This is a genomic window from Nocardia sp. NPDC050378 (assembly GCF_040655675.1).
GTDB classification, from domain to species: domain Bacteria; phylum Actinomycetota; class Actinomycetes; order Mycobacteriales; family Mycobacteriaceae; genus Nocardia; species Nocardia coubleae.
Window position 1 is genome coordinate 214,009 of sequence record NZ_JBFAKI010000001.1, and the last position, 17,661, is coordinate 231,669.

The following is a 17,661-nucleotide window of genomic DNA, read 5'->3' on the forward strand; positions in this document are numbered from 1 at the left end:
CATTCCCGATATGGACACCGATGCCTACAGCTGGGCGCGTCAACGGTCGTGGTATCGGCTGGATCAGCTGGTCCGTCAGCGCAGGCTCACCGGGGCCGAGGCCGACGAACTGATCGCCCTGTACCGCTCGGCGTCCCAGCAGCTGGCCAAGCTGCAGAGTCATCGCGCTGATCCCGAGGTGCTCGCCGGGCTCAGCGCACTGCTCGCCCGCGCGCGTGGGCGCGTGCTCGCGGCGCGCTCCCAGCCGTGGCGCGAGATGGGCAGATTCTTCACCAGGGGCTTTCCGGCGGCTGTGTACAGAGCGTGGCCGTGGTGGTTGGGGACAACCGCGATCTTCCTGCTCGTCAGCACGGTGATCGCGGTGCTTGTGGACAACTCTGCAGGTGCCCGCGAAGCCCTGGGGATACCCGAAGGCGATCACTCGATCATCACCGGACCTGGGGGTTCGTTCGAGACCTACTATTCCGAACACCCCAACGACGCCTTCGCCGCCAAGGTGTGGACCCACAATTCCTGGGTCTCGGCCATCGCCTTGTTCACCGGCGTGCTGATTCTCCCGGCTGTGTATGCCCTGTTCATGAATGCGCTGAATCTGGGGATAACCGGTGGATTGATGGCCGACGCCGACCGGCTCGACTCGTTCTTCGGTTTCATCCTTCCGCACGGAACGCTCGAGCTCACGGCGCTGTTCGTGGCGGGCGGTGTCGGCCTGAAGCTCGGCTGGACGCTGGTCGATCCCGGTCGGTCGAGCCGGGCCGCCGCGATGGCCCGGCAAGGCAGGGCGACTGCCACCGTGGCGCTCGGTCTGGTCGCGGTGCTGCTGGTGTGTGGATTGCTCGAGGGCTTCGTGACGCCGAGCGGCCTGCCGGCGCCCGTGCGCATCGCGCTGGGCTTCCTGGCCGAGGGACTGTTCCTCGCCTACGTGTTCGTGGTGGGTCGCCGGGTCGCCGAAGAACAGGACGCCGCTTCCGCGCTGCCCGAGGCCATGCCCGATCCGGCCCTGCGATGGCTGCCGAAGGTTGCCGCTCGGGTGTGATCACGCATCTGCACGTGCATTTGTGCGGCAGGCAACTCCGAGCACACCTCGGCTGTGAGCCCACTGGGCAATCGACAGCTACGTAAGGTTACGAGTTGGTGAACTCCCCCGATTTGAGTTCCGCTGGCCGCAGCGAGTCGAGCTCGAGCTGCGGCCAGCGTTGCCGTTAACTGTACACAATCGTTATGCCCATGCAACCCCCAACGCGCAGGTTAGGCGTATCTAGTGCGGGTCCGCGAAGGCATGTGAAGCGCATGCTCTCCACAACTGCAGCTAACTCCTGGCGCTTCGTCGGGGCGGCAATTACACACACCGGGAATTCACCTTCGGCAAACCTGGGACCACCGGTCCCATGCGTTCGATCGCGCGGTCCAGGGAATATTGCTGCCCATTGCCCACACCTCCGTTCTCACCGCGCGCATAGCCGATAACCTGCGACAACGGCAACAGGATTTCGGTTTGCGCGATACTCGGAGCCTTAAAAGAAACCTCAAGTTTGTTTACAAGGCTGCAAACATGATCAACAACTAGCAATCAGGTCGAATCACCTGCCATACAGCTACTTACTGCGCGGCTGACAAGTTGCGCAGAGCCTCCCGAACGGCGCGAGACGGGCAGTGAAACAGCTGGAAGACGGCCGGATTGCCGCGCTGTGATCTTCGCCTCACCGCCCCGGAACGGCGAAGCCCTACGATGACGAGATGACCGGGGTCAAGGACCGTTTGCTCACCATCGTTGCCGGCCAGCTCGGTAATCCGCACGGACCACTCGGCAAGGTGGTGGCCTTACTCCTCAACCGGGGGAACAAACGCGCCATCGCGGGTGCCGTCGACGGCGCCGCCCCCGCCGCGGGCGCGGATGTGGCCGATATCGGTTTCGGCGGCGGCGCGGGCCTGGCGATGCTGCTGGAGCGAGTGGGCCCGGACGGCGTGGTGCACGGCATCGAACCCTCGCCCGACATGCTCGCCCGCGCCCGTGGCACCTACGCCATGGAGGTAGCCGAGGACCGGCTCGTGCTCGCCGAGGGCACCCTCGCCGCCCTGCCGCTGCCCGACGCGAGCCTGGACGCGGCGATCACGGTGAACACCATCTACTTCCTCGACGACCTGCCCGCCGCGTGTGCCGAACTCGCCCGCGTGCTCCGACCCGGCGGCACGGCCGTGATCGGCATCGGCGATCCGGACGGTATGGCCCGGATGCCTTTCACCCCTTATGGATTCACGCTGCGTCCGGTGGTCGAGGTGACGGGCGCGCTCACCGGGGCCGGCTTCACGATCGAACAGCGCACCCTGCCCGGCCCGCCGTTCCCCTTCCACCTACTTGTCGCCCGCAAGGAGTGAACGTCACCGGAAACGACAAAAGGCCCGATCCCGTGGGATCGAGCCTTTTGCTCTCTGTGGGCGAAGGGGGACTTGAACCCCCACGTCCTTACGGACACTGGCACCTGAAGCCAGCGCGTCTGCCATTCCGCCACTCGCCCGAGCGACTCGAAAAATCTAACATGCCCTCCGGCTGAAAATAAAATCGGGCCCCTGACCTGCGGCGATACGGACGCGTTCGGCTCGGGAACCGGGGCGCCGCGCCGGGAGTTACCTGGTAGGAGGATCGTGGATATCATGCAAGGAACGTGGTCGGGTTCGGACACGCCGTAAAGGGCACTCCGACAGGACGGACACGCGCACCGAAGGGAGGGCTGTGATGGGCATCGTGTCGAGATTCGAACGTCGCTTACAGAGCGCCGTCGGTGACGTGTTCGCGAGGGTGTTCGGCGGCAGCGTCGTTCCCCAGGAGGTAGAGGCCGCGCTGCAGCGCGAAGCCGCAGATCGGATCCAGGATCTGGAGGGCGGGCATCAGCTCGCACCCAACAGTTATGTGATCACGATCAACGAATCAGATTTCGGGAAACTCGACGCAGATCACGACCTGACAACCAAGGCGTTCGCCAAACATCTGCAGGATTACATCCGCGAGCAGGGCTGGCAGACCTACGGCGAAGTGCACGTGGCGTTCGAGGCATCACCTACGCTGCACACCGGAATGTTCAGAGCGAGCGGCCGCGTCGACCCCGACGCCGGTCGCGGGACCGTCCCACCTCGCCCCGGACCGCCACAACGACCCGCACACCCGCAACCAGGAGCTGGCCCCATGACGCACAACTCAGGCTACGAGCCAAGCCGAGAGCCCGCGGAGTCCGATCCACGCAACCGCGGGTACGCACCGCCGCCCGCCGCGCCTGGGGCTCCCTATCCGCCTGCCGACGACTACGGCCGCGGTGGCTACGGCGCGCCCGAGGGCCAGCCCGGCTACGACCCCGCCTACGGCCAGCAGGGCGGCGAGTACCACAACGGGTACGACCAGGCCCCGCAGCCGGGTTACGGTCAGCCCGGGTACGGCCAGCAGGGCTATGCCGACCCCGGTTACGACCAGCAGGGCGGGTACGGCCAGCAGGCCTACAGCCAACAGGGTGGTTACGGCCAGCCCGGTTACGCCGAGCCCGGTTACGACCAGCAGGGTGGTTACGGCCAGCAGGGTTACGCCGATCCGCAGCAGGCCTACGGCCAGCAGCCCGGCTACGGGCAGCAGGGTTACGCCGAGCCCGGTTACGACCAGCAGGGCGGCTACGGCCAGAACGGTTACGCCGAGCCCGGCTACGGTCAGTCCTCCGGTTACGGCGCCCAGGCGGCCGGTTACGCCGAGCCCGCTTACGAGGAGCCGGCCGGTTACGGCCAGCAGGGTGGTTACGCCCAGCCGCAAGCCGGTTACGGCCAGCCCGCGGGTGGTTACGGTGCCCCGGCCCAGTCCAGCTACTCGGCCACGCTGCAGCTCGACGACGGCAGCGGCCGCACCTACCAGCTGCGTGAGGGTTCCAACATCATCGGCCGCGGCCAGGACGCGCACTTCCGACTGCCCGACACCGGTGTGTCGCGCCGCCACATCGAGGTCCGCTGGGACGGCCAGACCGCCATGCTCTCCGACCTGGGTTCCACCAACGGCACGCTGGTCAACGGCTCGCCGGTACAGGACTGGCAGCTCGCCGACGGTGACGTCATCCGGGCCGGACATTCCGAGATCCTGATCAGGATCGTCTGATCCCGTAAGCTGCGCGGTGCAGGTCACGTGTCGACGCCGTCGGCCCTATGATGCTGCCATCACACGCACGGCCCCGACCTCGGGGCCCGCAAGCCAGCACGCTGGTGGGGGTCACTTCGTCCCCTGCCGTACCGACGTACCCGGGCGAACAGGAGGTGGAACGCCGTGCAGGGATTGATCCTGCAATTGACCCGCGCGGGGTTCCTGCTGCTGCTCTGGTTGTTCGTCTGGGCCGTTCTGCGGACCTTGCGCAGCGATATCTACGCGGCATCCGGCATCCGGATACAGCCGAGGGCCGCACGCGGAGCGCGTGGTTCCATCGGTCTGCCATCCCTGAGCCGAGGCCAGAAGGGCGCCAAGTATCTAGTGGTGACTCATGGTTCACTAGCCGGCACTCGGATCACACTCGGCACGCAGCCGGTTCTCATCGGCCGCGCCGACGATTCGACGCTGGTACTCACCGACGACTACGCCTCGACCAGGCACGCGCGACTCTCTCAGCGTGGTGACGACTGGTACGTGGAAGACCTCGGTTCCACCAACGGCACGTATCTCGACCGCGCGAAAGTCACCACCGCCGTCCGTGTTCCGCTCGGCACTCCTGTCCGGGTCGGCAAAACAGTGATCGAGCTGCGATCGTGACACTTGTTCTGCGCTACACCGCGCGAAGCGACCGCGGACTCGTCCGGGGCAACAACGAGGATTCGGTCTACGCGGGCGCTCGCCTGCTGGCCCTCGCCGACGGTATGGGTGGACACGCCGCCGGTGAAGTCGCCTCCCAGTTGATGATCGCCGCGCTGGCGCATCTCGACGACGACGAACCCGGCGAGGACATTCTCGGCAAGCTCGACCGCGCCACCCGCTCCGGCAACGCCGCCATCGCCGATCACGTCGAGGCCGAACCCGAACTCGACGGCATGGGCACCACGCTCACCGCCATCCTTTTCGCGGGCCGCAAACTCGGCATGGTGCACATCGGCGACTCGCGCGCCTACATGCTGCGCGACGGCGAACTCACCCAGATCACCCGCGACGACACCTTCGTGCAGTCGCTGGTCGACGAGGGCCGCATCACGCCCGAGCAGGCGCACACCCACCCGCAGCGTTCGCTGATCATGCGTGCCCTCACCGGCAACGAGATCGAGCCGACGCTCATCATGCGCGAAGCCCGCGCCGGTGACCGCTATCTGCTGTGCTCCGACGGACTCTCCGACGTGGTGAGCGACGAGACCATCGGCAACACCATGCGCGAGGGCAATACCGACGAGTGCGCCGACCGGCTCATCGAATTGGCTTTGCGCTCAGGCGGTCCCGACAACGTCACCGTTGTCGTCGCCGATGTGATCGACCTCGACTACGGGCAGAGTCATCCGATCGTCGCCGGTGCCGCCTCCACCGAGGAGGAGGAAGACGCGCCGCCGCCGAACACCGCGGCAGGCCGCGCCGCCGCCATGCGTCCGCCGCGCGCCCAGCCGCGCCGGGCCGCCGCCGCTCCCCCGCCGCCGGAGACCAAGTCGCACAAGCTGCGCTGGCTGCTGCTGTCGGTGGCCTTGATCGTGGCCGTCGCGGTGGGACTCGTGGTGGGCTACAAGATGATTCGCAGCAACTACTACGTGGGCGCCGACAACGATCAGGTGGTCGTGATGCGCGGCCTGCCCGGTTCGATCCTCGGCTACGCCATCCACGATGTGGAGCTCACCGCCTGCGTGAACAGCAAGAACGAGATCACGCTCCTCGAGGTCGGCGCCACCGCCCCCAACGGCTGCAAGAAGCTGATGGTGAGCGATCTCAAGCAGACCGGCCGCGACCAGGTGGAGCGCAGCCTGCCGCCGGATTCGCTGGCCCAGGCGCGCGAGAGCATGCGTCGGCTGACCGGCGAGGTGCTCGACCCGTGCCCCAAGAAGGAATCGGTGCCGCAGCCGGGTGTGCTGCCCACCGAGGTTCCCCCTGCCACCCCGGCACCCGCGCCCGGCCCCGGTGATCAGCCGGCCACGGCGACCCCGACGCCCGCACCGACCACTACGCCCACCCCGACACCTTCCCCGCAGATCTCAGGGGAGAACTGCCGGGTGACGGACTGATGTCCGCACCGGCACCACCGTCGGCGGGGGCTTTCCCGAGTCCCCCAGGCGGATTCGCGCCCGCACCGCCGCCCTCGACGCGGCGGAATCAGGAGCTGTTGCTGCTGGCGGGCGCGGCGGGTATCACGACGGTGTCGTTGTTCATCGTCGAGGCGAGCCAGGAACAGTCGATCACCTGGGACATCGCCAAGTACGGCGTGGCCTTCCTCGCGCTGTTCGGGGTGGCGCACCTGGCGGTTCGCCGGTTCGCGCCGTTCGCCGACCCACTACTGCTACCGATCGTGGCGCTGCTCAACGGTCTCGGTCTCGTCCTGATTCACCGCCTCGACCTCGCCGACGCGCAGCAAGCGGCATACGACTCGAGCCCCATCCCGTCCCCGGACGCCAACCAGCAGATCATGTGGACCGGCCTCGGCATCGTGGTGTTCATCAGCCTGCTCATCGTGTTGCGTGACTACCGCACGCTGGCGCGCTACACCTACACACTAGGCCTGGTCGGACTGATCGCGTTGGCGATTCCGGCACTGTTGCCGAGCCGGTTCTCCGAAGTCAACGGCGCCAAGATCTGGATCAAACTCCCCGGATTCAGTGTGCAGCCGGGCGAATTCGCCAAGATCCTGCTCATCATCTTCTTCGCGGGTGTGCTCGTCGCCCAGCGTGACCTGTTCACCGCCGCGGGCAAGCATTTCCTCGGCATGGAGTTCCCGCGTCCGCGCGACCTCGGTCCGGTGCTGATCGTCTGGGTCGTGTGCATCGGTGTGCTCGTGCTCGAAAAGGACCTCGGCACCTCGCTGCTGATCTTCGGCACGGTGCTGGTGATGCTCTACATCGCGACCGAACGGGTGGGCTGGTTGCTCATCGGCGGCGGCCTGCTCGCGCTCGGCTTCGTGTTCGCCTACCAGCTTTTCGGGCATGTGCGAGTGCGCGTGGACACCTGGCTGCACCCGTTCGACGACTACCACAACACCGGCTACCAGATCTCGCAGTCGCTGTTCGGTTTCGCCACCGGCGGCCTGGCGGGCACGGGCCTCGGCAGTGGGCGTCCACAGCAGGTGCCGTTCGCCAAGACCGACTTCATCGTCACCACCATCGGTGAGGAACTCGGCCTGATCGGCCTGGCCGCCGTGCTGATGCTGTTCCTGATCTTCATCGTGCGTGGGCTGCGCACCGCGCTCGCCGTGCGCGACAGTTTCGGCAAGCTGCTCGCGGCCGGCCTGTCGTTCACCATCGCCATCCAGATCTTCGTGGTGGTCGGCGGCGTCACCAAGCTGATCCCGCTCACGGGTCTGACCACACCGTTCATCTCCTACGGTGGCTCCTCGCTGCTGGCCAACTACGCGCTGCTCGGGTTGCTGATCAAGATCTCCGACGCCGCCCGCGCGCCCGCGCCGACCCGCAAACGCGCACCGGCGCCGATCGCCGAGGCGTCGACCGAGTTGTTGCGCAGGTCGGAAGGCAGGGCGAGCGCATGAACACTCCACTACGCCGGGTCGCCGTCGCCGTGATGGTGATGGTCGTCGCGCTCCTGGTGAACGCCACCTATCTGCAGGTGGTCAAGGCCGACGACCTGCGCGCCGATCCGCGCAACGTGCGCGTGCTGCTCGACGAGTACTCGCGCCAGCGCGGCCAGATCTCGGCGGGCGGTACCGTACTCGCCGGTTCGGTCGCCACCGACGACCGGTACAAGTACCTGCGCCAATACCCGAGCAGCCCACCGGCTTACGCACCCGTCACCGGGTTCTACTCGATGCAGTACGGCAAGACCGGGATCGAGCTGGCCGAGGACCCGCTGCTCTCGGGCAACGACTCGAGCCTGTTCGGGCGCAGGCTCGTCGACATGTTCTCCGGTCGCGACCCGCGCGGCGCCAATGTGATCACCACCTTGAATCCGGTGATGCAGCAGGTGGCCTACGACGAGATGACGGCCAAGGGCTACACCGGTTCGGTGGTGGCGATCGAGCCGAGCACCGGCAAGATCCTGACGATGGTCTCCACGCCGAGCTACGACCCCAACGAACTGTCGGGTCACGACGGTGCGGCCGGCCGGGCGGCGTGGGACCGGCTCAAGAACGACCCGTCCCAGCCGATGCTCAATCGCGCGGTCTCGCAGACCTATCCGCCCGGTTCCACCTTCAAGGCCGTGGTCACCGCCGCCGCGCTGGCCAACGGTGTGAGTGTGGACGACCAGTTCACCGCCGCCCCCAACATCACCCTGCCCGGCACCAGGACCACGCTGGAGAACTACAACGGCGCCACCTGTGGTGACCAGCCGACCGCCTCGCTCACCGAGGCCTTCCGGCGGTCCTGCAACACCGGGTTCGTCGAGCTGGGGATGAAGGTCGGCGCCGCCGAACTCAAGGACCAGGCCGCCGCCTTCGGGATCGGCCCGCACCGCGGCGTCCCGATCCCGGTCGCCGAGTCGACGGTCGGGCCGATCCCCGACAACGCGGCTCTCGGCCAGAGCAGCATCGGTCAGCGCGATGTCGCGGTGACCCCGCTCGACGTCGCCGTGATCGCCGCGACCATCGCCAACGGCGGCTCCCGGATGCAGCCGTACCTGGTGGACCAGACGCAGGCTCCCGACCTGTCGGAGCTGAGTGTGACCGAGCCCTTCTCGGTGGGCCAAGCCGTGAGTCCACAGGTAGCGTCGAGCCTGGTGAACCTGATGATCGCCTCCGAAGCCAACACCGCGGGCGGCGGCCGGTCGCCGTACCAGATCGCGTCCAAGACCGGCACGGCCGAACACGGCAGCAATCCCCGTAACACCCCGCCGCATGCCTGGTATATGGCCTTCGCGCCCGCGCAGAACCCGAAGATCGCCATCGCGGTGATCGTCGAGAACGGCGGCGACCGGGCGCTGGCGGCGACCGGCGGCTCGGTGGCCGCACCGATCGCCAGGTCGGTACTGGACGCAGGCCTGGCAGGGGGCTGAACGAAATGAGTGTGCGAGTGACAACACGGGGGCCCCGATGCTGAACAACGGCGCCATGATCGCCGACCGCTACCGCCTGCAGCGGCTCATCGCCACCGGCGGTATGGGTCAGGTGTGGGAAGCGATGGACACCCGGCTCGACCGCCGGGTGGCGGTCAAGGTCCTCAAGACCGAGTTCTCCGCCGACCCGACGTTCCGTCAGCGGTTCCGGGTCGAAGCACGCACCACCGCGCAGCTCAACGCGCCGGGGATCGCGGGCATCTACGACTACGGCGAGACCACCGACCCGTCCGGCGGCGAAACCGCCTACCTGGTGATGGAGCTGGTGCAGGGCGAACCGCTCAACGCCGTGCTCAACCGCATGGGCAGGCTCTCGGTGATCCAGGGCCTCGACATGCTCGAGCAGACCGGACGCGCGCTCGAGGTGGCCCACGCCGCAGGTGTGGTGCACCGCGACGTGAAGCCGGGCAACATCCTGGTGACGCCGACCGGTCAGGTGAAGATCACCGACTTCGGCATCGCCAAGGCCGTCGACGCCTCCCCGGTGACCAAGACCGGCATGGTGATGGGCACCGCCCAGTACATCGCGCCCGAACAGGCCGTCGGCGAGGACGCCACCGCCGCCTCAGACGTGTACTCCCTCGGTGTGGTCGGGTACGAGGCGCTGGCAGGCGTCCGCCCGTTCACCGGTGAGGGCGCGATCACCGTCGCCATGAAGCACGTGCGCGACGCGCCGCCGCCGCTGCCCGCCGATCTGCCTGCCAATGTGCACGAACTGATCGCGATCACCATGGCCAAGGACCCGGCACAGCGATACCGCAGCGGTGGCGAGTTCGCCGACGCCGTCGCCGCCGTGCGCGCCGGGCACATGCCGCCCGTGCCCGGTGGTGCCGCCGCGTCGATGACCGGGGCGACCCGCGTACTGCCACCCGGCCCCACCACCGTGATTCCGGCCGCCGACTACGACGGCGCGACCATGCGTTTCGGCAATCAACCGCCGACCGGCGGATACGCGGGCCCGGCCACGCAGGCCGCCGCACCCGCCGCTGTCGCCGCGACCAAAGATTCCAGGAACAACCAGAAATGGCTGATCGCGCTCGGTGTCGGCGCGCTGCTGCTCGGCGGTGGTGTGATCTGGCTGCTGTTCGGCGGCGAACCCAATCGCGACACCGGCCCGAACACCACCACCGTGCAGACCACCGCCCCGGTGGCCCCGCCGGTGACGACCACCCGTCCGCTGCCGCCGCCGGTCACCTCCGAGGAACCCGCGCCGACGCAACCCGATCGCCCGACGACGACCACGCCGGAACCGACGACGACCACGGAACCGCCGACCACCACGCCGGAACCGACGACGACCAAACCGGAACCGACGACCACCGTCCCCAAGACGACCAAACCCGCGCCGACCACCACGAAACCGGCGGCGGCGACCACCACCCGGGACAAGCCGCGCATCCCCACCCTCGATCTACCATTTCCGAATGAGGACAACAACGCCGTAGGCCCGAACATAGGACAGCAATGACCACCCCGAAGAATCTCTCCTCGCGGTACGAGCTGGGCGAGATCATCGGGTTCGGCGGCATGTCGGAGGTGCACAAGGCCCGCGACGTGCGCCTTTCGCGCGACGTCGCGATCAAGGTGCTGCGCGCCGACCTGGCCCGCGACCCAACGTTCTACCTGCGCTTCAAGCGTGAGGCGCAGAACGCGGCCGCGCTGAACCACCCGGCCATCGTCGCGGTCTACGACACCGGCGAGGCCACCGTCGACGACGGGCCGCTGCCCTACATCGTCATGGAATACGTCGAGGGCGACACCCTACGCGACATCGTGCGCGGCAAGGGTCCGCTGGCACCGCGCAAGGCGATGGAGATCGTCGCCGATGTCTGCGCCGCACTCGACTTCAGCCACAAGGCGGGCATCGTCCACCGGGACATGAAGCCCGCCAACATCATGATCAACCGTGCGGGCGCGGTGAAGGTGATGGACTTCGGCATCGCGCGGGCGATCGCCGACAGCTCCAACCCGATGACCCAGACCGCCGCCGTGATCGGTACGGCGCAATACCTTTCCCCCGAGCAGGCGCGCGGCGAGACCGTCGACGCGCGCTCGGACGTGTACTCGGTCGGCTGTGTGCTGTTCGAAATCCTCACCGGCCAGCCACCTTTCACCGGTGATTCGCCGGTCGCGGTCGCCTATCAGCATGTGAAGGAAGACCCGCCGCTGCCGTCGTCGGTGAATCCGGCGGTGCCGCGCGAGCTCGATTCGGTGATCCTCAAGGCGATGGCCAAGAACCCGGCCAACCGCTATCAGACCGCCGCGGAGATGCGCGCCGATCTGATCCGCGTGCTCGGCGGGCAGAAGCCCAGTGCGCCGATGGTGATGAACGACGAGGACTACGCCGGCTACGACGAGCCCGCGCCGCGCCGGTTCCACGACCGCGACGACACCTCCGAACACCCCGCCGTCGGCCCGCCCGCCGAGCAGGGCAATCGCACCGGTTTGATCGCGCTCGGCGTCGCCGCGGCGCTCGCCGTCGCGTTCGGCATGTTCTGGGTGCTGATCGGTCCGGGCAGCAAGCCCGACCAGGTCGCGGTGCCGGATCTGTCCGGCAAGACCGCGCAGCAGGCCGAATCCGAGCTCGTCAAGGCCGGTTTCAGCGTGGCCGTGCAGCAGAAACCGGACGGCAAGGTCGCGCCGGGCAACGTGATCGCCACCCAGCCGCTCGGCGGGTCGCGCATCGACGAGGGCAGCACCGTCACCCTGCAGGTGTCGACCGGACCCGCGCAGGTCGCGGTGCCGCGCATCCTCGGGATGACCCAGGCCGAGGCCGAGCAGGCGCTGAATTCGACCGGGCTGCAGATGGATCCGAACGTGCAGCGGCGCGCCTCCAGCGTCGCCGACACCGACCGGGTGATCGGGCAGGAACCGACCGCGGGCGTGCGCATCGACATCGCGCAGCCGATCGTCATCGTCATCGGCAGTGGGCCCGAACAGGTCCGGGTACCCGACGTGGTCGGCCAGGACATCTCCGTCGCCGAACCGAACCTCACCGTGAGCGCCGGATTCAAGGTGGAGGTCAAAGAGGTGCTCTCGCCTCAGCCGAAGGGCCAGGTGCTCTCCACGAGCCCGGCGGGCGGCAGCAACGCGGAGAAGGGCTCGACCATCACCGTGCAGGTGTCCCTCGGCGACCGCATCACCGTTCCCGACCTGACCGGGCTCACCCCCACCCAGGCCCAGGAGAAGCTGCGCGCGCAGGGCTGGACCGGTCAGCTCAGCCAGACGACGGTCATCACCCTCGACGGCAGCGCCTCGGGCAAGGTCGTGGGGCAGAACCCGCCGGCGGGCACGTCGGTGACGATGAGCGGAAACGTGATCCTGCAGGTAGGCGCCTCACCCATTCCACGGTGAGGCCCACGGGCCTAGACTTGGGCTAGCTCCATCCCACCCAGCACTGCTGAACGAGGAGGTAGCCCATGACCACAGCCAGGGACATCATGAAGCCCGGCGCTCAGTGGATCACCCGCGACGACACCGTGGCCACGGCCGCGTCGGCGATGGCCGATCTCGGTGTCGGCTCGCTCGTCGTCGCCGACGACAACGAACGCATGTGCGGCATCATCACCGACCGCGACATCGTCGTGAAGTGCATCGCGCGCGGCCTGTCGCCGGAACTGACGACCGCGGCCGAACTGTGCGAGGCCACGCCCCGCTGGATCAGCGCGGACGCCGATGTGGAAGACGTGCTCGACCAGATGGAAGACCATCGGGTCAAGCGGATGCCGGTGATCGAGAACAAGCGGCTGGTCGGCATGATCAGCGAGGCCGATCTGGCCCGCCACCTGGACGACAATCAGCTCGGCGAGTTCGTCACCGCCATCTACGGGCGGCCCTGACTCCGCCGTCAGCTCAGGTCGAGGTGATCGTTCATCGACCTGGCCGCCTCGGCCAGGTCGGTGAGTTCGACGACCTCCACACCGTTGGTGCTGAGTTTGTCCACACCCTCGCAGGCCGCGACGAACAGGCTCGGTTCGCGCCAGGCGATGACCACCCTGGGGATACCCGCCGCCAGGATGCGGTCGGTGCAGGGCAGCCGGGTCGCGGTGGCGCGCGTCGAGCAGGGTTCGAGCGTGCTGTAGATCGTCGCGCGGGCCAGGCGGGGGTCGTCGGCGTCGAGTTTGTTCAGCGCCGATTCCTCGGCGTGCACCTTGGCGTCGGTCTCGCGTGAGTAGCCGGTGGAGATCTCCACACCGTCGACGACGATGACCGCGCCCACCGAGTAGGCCGTCGAACTGGGCGGACACTGCCGGGCCAGCTCGATGGCCCTGTGCATGAAGCGGTGATCGAGGCTGTCTGTGTGCACGATTTCCCCTGGGTTCGGAAGTTGTCCACAGCCTGTGGCAGTTGTGGAGTCGGTCATGTTCAGGTTGTGCAATACACCGGTGATGAACTGTGAACAGCGGTATTTTCCCAGGTCGACAGCGGGAATCCGATCACAGAGCCGGTGGACGAACCAGGTCTGTCGGCGGGCCGACCAGGTAGTTCACCACAGCGACATCCCCAAGTTGTTCCACACCTGTCAAGTGGAGTCGACGCTGCGGCCCCCCGGGGAACAGGGCCGGGCCGACGAAGCGGGGCGCGGCCGCGTCACCGACCAGGATCGGAGCGATCGCCAAGCGGATCTCGTCGACCAGGTCGGCGGCGAGGAAACCCGTGTGCATCCCGGTGCCGCCTTCGACCATCAGCCTGTGGATACCGCGTGCGGTGAGGTCGTCGAGCAGGGCGGCCAAATCGAGCCGGTCGCCCAGGCACACGACCTCGGCGCTGTCGGCGAGCCGGTCACCGAGCCGGACCGCACCCGCCGTGGTGGTGTAGACGATCTTCGCGCCTCCGGTGTGCCAGAAGCGCAGCGCCGGATCCAGCTCACCCGATGCGGTGACGGTGATCTTCACGGGATACTCCGGCCGTCCCGACGCGACGCGCGTTGCCCGCCGTTCAGCGCTGTTGACCAGCAGCCGTGGATTGTCGATCCGTAAGGTCCCCGCACCGATCAGGATCGCGTCGGACTCGGCGCGCAAACGATCGACCTCGTCGAAGTCGGCGCTGTTGGACAGCAGTAGCCGCTGCGCGCTCGCGTCATCGATGTAGCCGTCGAGACTGGTCGCCACGGACAACAGCACTCGCGGGCGTCTCGGCGCGGCGGCACTCCCGTCGCCACCGCCGGATGTCGCGGGCGCCTCGCTCACGGGGTCACCAGCGCGGCGACCTCCGCCTCGAGCGCCGACACCAGCGCCTCGGCCGGGCGTTCGCCACAGACCTCGAGCCAGTTGGCCAGCATTCGGTGCCCGCCCTGGGTGAGTACCGACTCCGGGTGGAACTGCACGCCGTGGATCGGCAGGCTGCGGTGCCGCATGGCCATCACGATGCCGCTCTCGGTGTGGCCGACCACTTCCAGCTCCACGGGCATGGTCTCCGGGAGCACGGTGAGCGAGTGGTAGCGGGTGGCGGTGAAGGGGTCGGGCAGACCGGCCAACACGCCCGAGCCGAGGTGGTACACCGAACTGGTCTTGCCGTGCAGCAGTTCCGGTGCCCGGTCGACGGTGCCGCCGAACGCCTCGCCGATCGCCTGGTGTCCGAGACAGACGCCGAGCAGCGGCTTCTCGTACTTGGCGGCGGCATGCACCAGCGGAATGCTCGCACCCGCCCGGTCGGGGCTGCCCGGTCCGGGGCTCACCAGAACGCCGTCGAAAGCGCCGCCTTCGTCGCCACGGGTGAGCAGGGTGTCGAGGTCGGCCAGGCGCGGGTCGTCGTTTCGCCACACGACGGCGTCGGCACCCAGCTGGCCGAGGTATTGCACCAGGTTGAACACGAAGCTGTCGTAGTTGTCGACGACCAGAACACGCATGCAACGAGGGTACGTGCCCGGCCGGTAGGTCGTCGCATCCATTACCTGGTGGGATAGCCTAGGAGACGACCAGTACCGGAGAATTCGAGGACGTCATGCCCAAGTCCAAGGTCCGTAAGAAGGCCGATTACACCCCGAGCCCTGTCAGCCGTACCCCGGTGAAGGTCAAAGCGGGTCCGTCGCCTGTCTGGTACGTCGCGATCATGCTCGGCTTCATGCTGGCCGGCCTGCTCTGGCTGCTCGTGTACTACCTGGCCGCCGAGAAGATCAGCTGGATGAACGACCTGAACGCCTGGAACTTCCTGATCGGTTTCGGCCTGATGGTCATCGGGCTCATCATGACCATGCGGTGGCGCTGAACTACACCGTTGTCATTCATGCACACCTGTGGATGAAGCTGTGGACAACTCGAGGATCAATGGGGGAACAAGCCGCGTGAACGCAGGTCGACCCGCCGCCAGCTTGTCCTGGACCACGCCGACCGCCGCCCTGATCGCGGTGACCGGCGGTGGCCTCCTGCTGACCGTAGCGGCCGTTCTGGCCCAGGACGGTCCCTCGCGGCTCTTCCTCGGTGTCGCCGCCGTCGCGGTGCTGGCCATGGCCGTGCTCGCCCTGCGGCAGCGGCCACGGCTCACCATGGTTCCCGGTTCCCCGCCGCGCCTCATCGTCGGCACTCTCACCGGCCGCGACGAATACCCCCTCGACCACATCGACCGGATCCGCGTGACCTCCTACCGGCGCATCGGCCGTAAGAACACCATGCTCGAGGTCGACGTCCGCCACAACGACACCGAGCGCCTGCTGATCTTCGGCCGCTGGGACCTGGGCGCCAACCCCGCCGACGTCTTCGACGCCCTCGTCGTCAACGGGTTCGCGAAGGTCGCCACCGACTGACGTTGTTTCACGTGAAGCAAAGAACTCCCCGCCGCGACGATCGCGGCGGGGAGTTCTTTTAGGTGCGCGGGTATCAGTCGATCGTGATGGACGAGATGACGACTTCCTCGGCCGGACGATCGTTGCGGTCGGTCTTCACCGCCGCGATCGCGTCGACCACCTTGCGCGAATCCGGGTCGACCACCTCGCCGAAAATCGTGTGCTTGCGGTTCAGGTGGGGTTGCGGTCCCACGGTGATGAAGAACTGCGATCCGTTGGTACCCGGGCCCGCATTGGCCATGGCCAGCAGGTATCCGCGATCGAAACGCAGTTCGGGATGGAACTCGTCGCCGAATTCGTAGCCCGGACCGCCGCGGCCGGTACCGGTCGGGTCACCGCCCTGGATCATGAATCCCCGCATCACCCGGTGGAAGACGGCGCCGTCGTAGAACGGGCCAGCTTCCGTGCCACCCGCGTTCGGGGTGGTGTACGGGGCGCTGCCGTCGGCGAGGCCGACGAAATTGCGCACCGTCTTGGGCGCGTGGTTACCGAAAAGCGCGATCTTGATATCGCCGTGGTTGGTGTGCAGCGTCGCCACGGCCGTCTGATGGGGTGAGGTCACGCAGCAATGGTGCCACGCGGTCACCGCGCTGCCGGGCACCTGGTGGAGCGTGGTTTTCGTGTTTGTGCCGTCGGCGGCGTTCTATGCCACAGTGGTCGCATGAAGCTTCGTAACCCGCTCATCGCCTCCCTCGCGATCGCCGGTGCGGGCGCGCTGGCCTGGATCGCCCGCAGCAAGCGCCCCCAGCTGCCCGAACCCGCCGCCGAACCGCCGCGTCTCGGCTACTCCCGCAACGGCTCCGCGCCGGCCCCCGTCGCGGAGACCGGCGCGAGCTGAACCGCTCAGCGGCTCACGGACTTCTTGTACTGCACCTGAGCCAGCGGCACGAAGATCAGCAGGATCAGCACGATCCAGATCAGCGACGTGGCCACCGGGTGCTGCATCGACCACGCCTCCGAGGTGGGGGCCAACGGGCTGGTGTTGCCGAACAGCTGACGCACCGACTCGGTGACCGCCGACATCGGATTCCACTCGGCGAACACGCGCAGCGGGCCGGGTAGGTCGTTGATCGGCACGAAGGCGTTGGACAGGAACGTCAGCGGGAAGATCACCATGAAGCTGGCGTTGTTGAACACCTCAGGCGCCCGCACGAGCAACCCGACAACGGCCATCATCCACGACAGCGCGTAGGCGAAGAGCAGCATCAGCAGGTACGCGAGCACCGCGTCGAGAATCGACCCACGGATACGCCAGCCGACGATCAACCCGGTCAGCGACATCACGACGAGGCTGACCAGGTTGATCACCACATCGCTGATCGTGCGCCCGAACAGCACCGCCGAGGGCGCCATCGGCAGCGACCGGAACCGATCGATGATGCCCTTCTGCATGTCCTCGGCCAGGCCGGCGCCGGTGAACGAGGCACCGAACACCACGGTCTGGACGAAGATGCCCGCGATCAGGAATTCGCGGTAGCCGCCTTCGAGACCCGGCACCTTGATGGCCGAGCCGAACACGTAGGCGAACATCAGCACGAACATGATCGGTGACATGGTGGTGAAGATCAGCACGTCGGGCACGCGCTTGATCTTGATGACATTGCGCTTGGCGATCGTGAGGCTGTCACTGACCACCATCGACAACCGCTGCACCAGATCGGGCTCGGTCACCGGCGTCTTG

At 67.4% G+C, this 17,661-nt stretch carries 18 protein-coding genes and 1 tRNA gene; 13 read left to right on the forward strand and 6 right to left on the reverse strand.

The features are described 5' to 3' along the window. The first annotated feature begins 10 nt into the window (after positions 1 to 10). Both AB0I35_RS00980 and AB0I35_RS00985 read left to right on the forward strand, forming a co-directional pair. Complete coding sequence (locus AB0I35_RS00980) at positions 11 to 1,036, forward strand: stage II sporulation protein M (protein ID WP_357393213.1); 1,026 nt, start codon at positions 11 to 13, stop codon at positions 1,034 to 1,036. Between the two features lie 701 nt (positions 1,037 to 1,737). Next, positions 1,738 to 2,376, forward strand: coding sequence for a methyltransferase domain-containing protein (locus AB0I35_RS00985; protein ID WP_357393215.1), 639 nt, complete (start codon positions 1,738 to 1,740; stop codon positions 2,374 to 2,376). A gap of 57 nt (positions 2,377 to 2,433) precedes the next feature. Here AB0I35_RS00985 and AB0I35_RS00990 read toward each other — a convergent pair. Further along, a tRNA-Leu gene (locus AB0I35_RS00990) sits at positions 2,434 to 2,516 on the reverse strand. A 218-nt stretch (positions 2,517 to 2,734) separates the two neighbouring features. Here AB0I35_RS00990 and AB0I35_RS00995 point away from each other — a divergent pair. From AB0I35_RS00995 to AB0I35_RS01030, 8 genes are all read left to right on the forward strand, one after another. After that, a complete protein-coding gene (locus tag AB0I35_RS00995) occupies positions 2,735 to 4,126 on the forward strand; it encodes an FhaA domain-containing protein (protein WP_357393217.1) in 1,392 nt (463 codons plus the stop codon). Positions 4,127 to 4,291: 165 nt separating this feature from the next. After that, entirely contained in the window at positions 4,292 to 4,768 is a 477-nt protein-coding gene (locus AB0I35_RS01000; protein ID WP_067495180.1) for an FHA domain-containing protein, read from the forward strand. Then, positions 4,765 to 6,207: a PP2C family serine/threonine-protein phosphatase gene (locus AB0I35_RS01005; RefSeq protein ID WP_357393218.1), complete on the forward strand. Its 1,443-nt coding sequence runs from the start codon at positions 4,765 to 4,767 to the stop codon at positions 6,205 to 6,207. Before AB0I35_RS01000 ends, AB0I35_RS01005 begins: the two co-directional genes overlap by 4 nt. After that, positions 6,207 to 7,679, forward strand: a complete 1,473-nt coding sequence (locus AB0I35_RS01010) for an FtsW/RodA/SpoVE family cell cycle protein (protein WP_067495175.1) — start codon at positions 6,207 to 6,209, stop codon at positions 7,677 to 7,679. The genes AB0I35_RS01005 and AB0I35_RS01010 overlap by 1 nt, the downstream gene beginning before the upstream one ends. Then, the gene (locus AB0I35_RS01015) at positions 7,676 to 9,139 is read left to right on the forward strand and encodes a penicillin-binding protein 2 (RefSeq protein WP_357393220.1); all 1,464 of its coding nucleotides are present in this window, start codon (positions 7,676 to 7,678) and stop codon (positions 9,137 to 9,139) included. The genes AB0I35_RS01010 and AB0I35_RS01015 overlap by 4 nt, the downstream gene beginning before the upstream one ends. 37 nt (positions 9,140 to 9,176) lie before the next feature. Then, on the forward strand, positions 9,177 to 10,667 hold the full coding sequence (locus AB0I35_RS01020; RefSeq protein WP_357393222.1) for a serine/threonine-protein kinase: 1,491 nt from the start codon (positions 9,177 to 9,179) through the stop codon (positions 10,665 to 10,667). Next, on the forward strand, positions 10,664 to 12,553 hold the full coding sequence (gene pknB, locus AB0I35_RS01025) for a Stk1 family PASTA domain-containing Ser/Thr kinase (protein WP_357393224.1): 1,890 nt from the start codon (positions 10,664 to 10,666) through the stop codon (positions 12,551 to 12,553). Before AB0I35_RS01020 ends, pknB begins: the two co-directional genes overlap by 4 nt. 65 nt (positions 12,554 to 12,618) lie before the next feature. Continuing rightward, a complete protein-coding gene (locus AB0I35_RS01030) occupies positions 12,619 to 13,038 on the forward strand; it encodes a CBS domain-containing protein (RefSeq protein ID WP_357393226.1) in 420 nt (139 codons plus the stop codon). Positions 13,039 to 13,046: 8 nt separating this feature from the next. On the opposite strand, the gene AB0I35_RS01035 is transcribed toward AB0I35_RS01030, so the two are convergent. The 3 genes from AB0I35_RS01035 to AB0I35_RS01045 form a co-directional block, all read right to left on the reverse strand. Beyond that, on the reverse strand, positions 13,047 to 13,505 hold the full coding sequence (locus AB0I35_RS01035; protein WP_357393228.1) for a deaminase: 459 nt from the start codon (positions 13,503 to 13,505) through the stop codon (positions 13,047 to 13,049). 130 nt (positions 13,506 to 13,635) lie between these two features. After that, positions 13,636 to 14,388: a dihydrofolate reductase family protein gene (locus tag AB0I35_RS01040; RefSeq protein ID WP_357393230.1), complete on the reverse strand. Its 753-nt coding sequence runs from the start codon at positions 14,386 to 14,388 to the stop codon at positions 13,636 to 13,638. Further along, the gene (locus AB0I35_RS01045) at positions 14,385 to 15,047 is read right to left on the reverse strand and encodes an aminodeoxychorismate/anthranilate synthase component II (protein ID WP_357393232.1); all 663 of its coding nucleotides are present in this window, start codon (positions 15,045 to 15,047) and stop codon (positions 14,385 to 14,387) included. The genes AB0I35_RS01040 and AB0I35_RS01045 overlap by 4 nt, the downstream gene beginning before the upstream one ends. A 95-nt stretch (positions 15,048 to 15,142) precedes the next feature. On the opposite strand from AB0I35_RS01045, the gene crgA reads away from it, so the two are divergent. Next, positions 15,143 to 15,406 carry a cell division protein CrgA gene (gene crgA, locus AB0I35_RS01050; protein WP_357393233.1) on the forward strand — a complete coding sequence of 88 codons (264 nt, stop codon included), beginning with the start codon at positions 15,143 to 15,145 and terminating at the stop codon, positions 15,404 to 15,406. Positions 15,407 to 15,482: 76 nt separating this feature from the next. Further along, positions 15,483 to 15,941, forward strand: a complete 459-nt coding sequence (locus AB0I35_RS01055) for a PH domain-containing protein (RefSeq protein WP_357393235.1) — start codon at positions 15,483 to 15,485, stop codon at positions 15,939 to 15,941. Between the two features lie 73 nt (positions 15,942 to 16,014). Here the strand turns inward: AB0I35_RS01055 and AB0I35_RS01060 are convergent, their stop codons facing one another. Beyond that, the gene (locus tag AB0I35_RS01060; protein ID WP_357393237.1) at positions 16,015 to 16,542 is read right to left on the reverse strand and encodes a peptidylprolyl isomerase; all 528 of its coding nucleotides are present in this window, start codon (positions 16,540 to 16,542) and stop codon (positions 16,015 to 16,017) included. A gap of 99 nt (positions 16,543 to 16,641) precedes the next feature. On the opposite strand from AB0I35_RS01060, the gene AB0I35_RS01065 reads away from it, so the two are divergent. Next, entirely contained in the window at positions 16,642 to 16,818 is a 177-nt protein-coding gene (locus AB0I35_RS01065; protein ID WP_166655808.1) for a hypothetical protein, read from the forward strand. Between the two features lie 5 nt (positions 16,819 to 16,823). Here AB0I35_RS01065 and AB0I35_RS01070 read toward each other — a convergent pair whose 3' ends face one another. Then, the gene (locus AB0I35_RS01070) at positions 16,824 to 17,618 is read right to left on the reverse strand and encodes an ABC transporter permease (RefSeq protein ID WP_067495430.1); all 795 of its coding nucleotides are present in this window, start codon (positions 17,616 to 17,618) and stop codon (positions 16,824 to 16,826) included. Between the last annotated feature and the right edge of the window lie 43 nt (positions 17,619 to 17,661).

Bases quoted from the DNA above. Each gene is read 5' to 3' on its own strand.
- AB0I35_RS00980 (WP_357393213.1), top strand. From the start codon at position 11: ATGGACACCGATGCCTACAGCTGGGCGCGTCAACGGTCGTGGTATCGG.
- AB0I35_RS00985 (WP_357393215.1), top strand. From the start codon at position 1,738: ATGACCGGGGTCAAGGACCGTTTGCTCACCATCGTTGCCGGCCAGCTC.
- AB0I35_RS00995 (WP_357393217.1), top strand. From the start codon at position 2,735: ATGGGCATCGTGTCGAGATTCGAACGTCGCTTACAGAGCGCCGTCGGT.
- AB0I35_RS01010 (WP_067495175.1), top strand. From the start codon at position 6,207: ATGTCCGCACCGGCACCACCGTCGGCGGGGGCTTTCCCGAGTCCCCCA.
- AB0I35_RS01015 (WP_357393220.1), top strand. From the start codon at position 7,676: ATGAACACTCCACTACGCCGGGTCGCCGTCGCCGTGATGGTGATGGTC.
- AB0I35_RS01020 (WP_357393222.1), top strand. From the start codon at position 9,177: ATGCTGAACAACGGCGCCATGATCGCCGACCGCTACCGCCTGCAGCGG.
- pknB (WP_357393224.1), top strand. From the start codon at position 10,664: ATGACCACCCCGAAGAATCTCTCCTCGCGGTACGAGCTGGGCGAGATC.
- AB0I35_RS01030 (WP_357393226.1), top strand. From the start codon at position 12,619: ATGACCACAGCCAGGGACATCATGAAGCCCGGCGCTCAGTGGATCACC.
- AB0I35_RS01045 (WP_357393232.1), bottom strand. From the start codon at position 15,047: ATGCGTGTTCTGGTCGTCGACAACTACGACAGCTTCGTGTTCAACCTG.
- crgA (WP_357393233.1), top strand. From the start codon at position 15,143: ATGCCCAAGTCCAAGGTCCGTAAGAAGGCCGATTACACCCCGAGCCCT.
- AB0I35_RS01065 (WP_166655808.1), top strand. From the start codon at position 16,642: ATGAAGCTTCGTAACCCGCTCATCGCCTCCCTCGCGATCGCCGGTGCG.
- AB0I35_RS01070 (WP_067495430.1), bottom strand. From the start codon at position 17,618: ATGGTGGTCAGTGACAGCCTCACGATCGCCAAGCGCAATGTCATCAAG.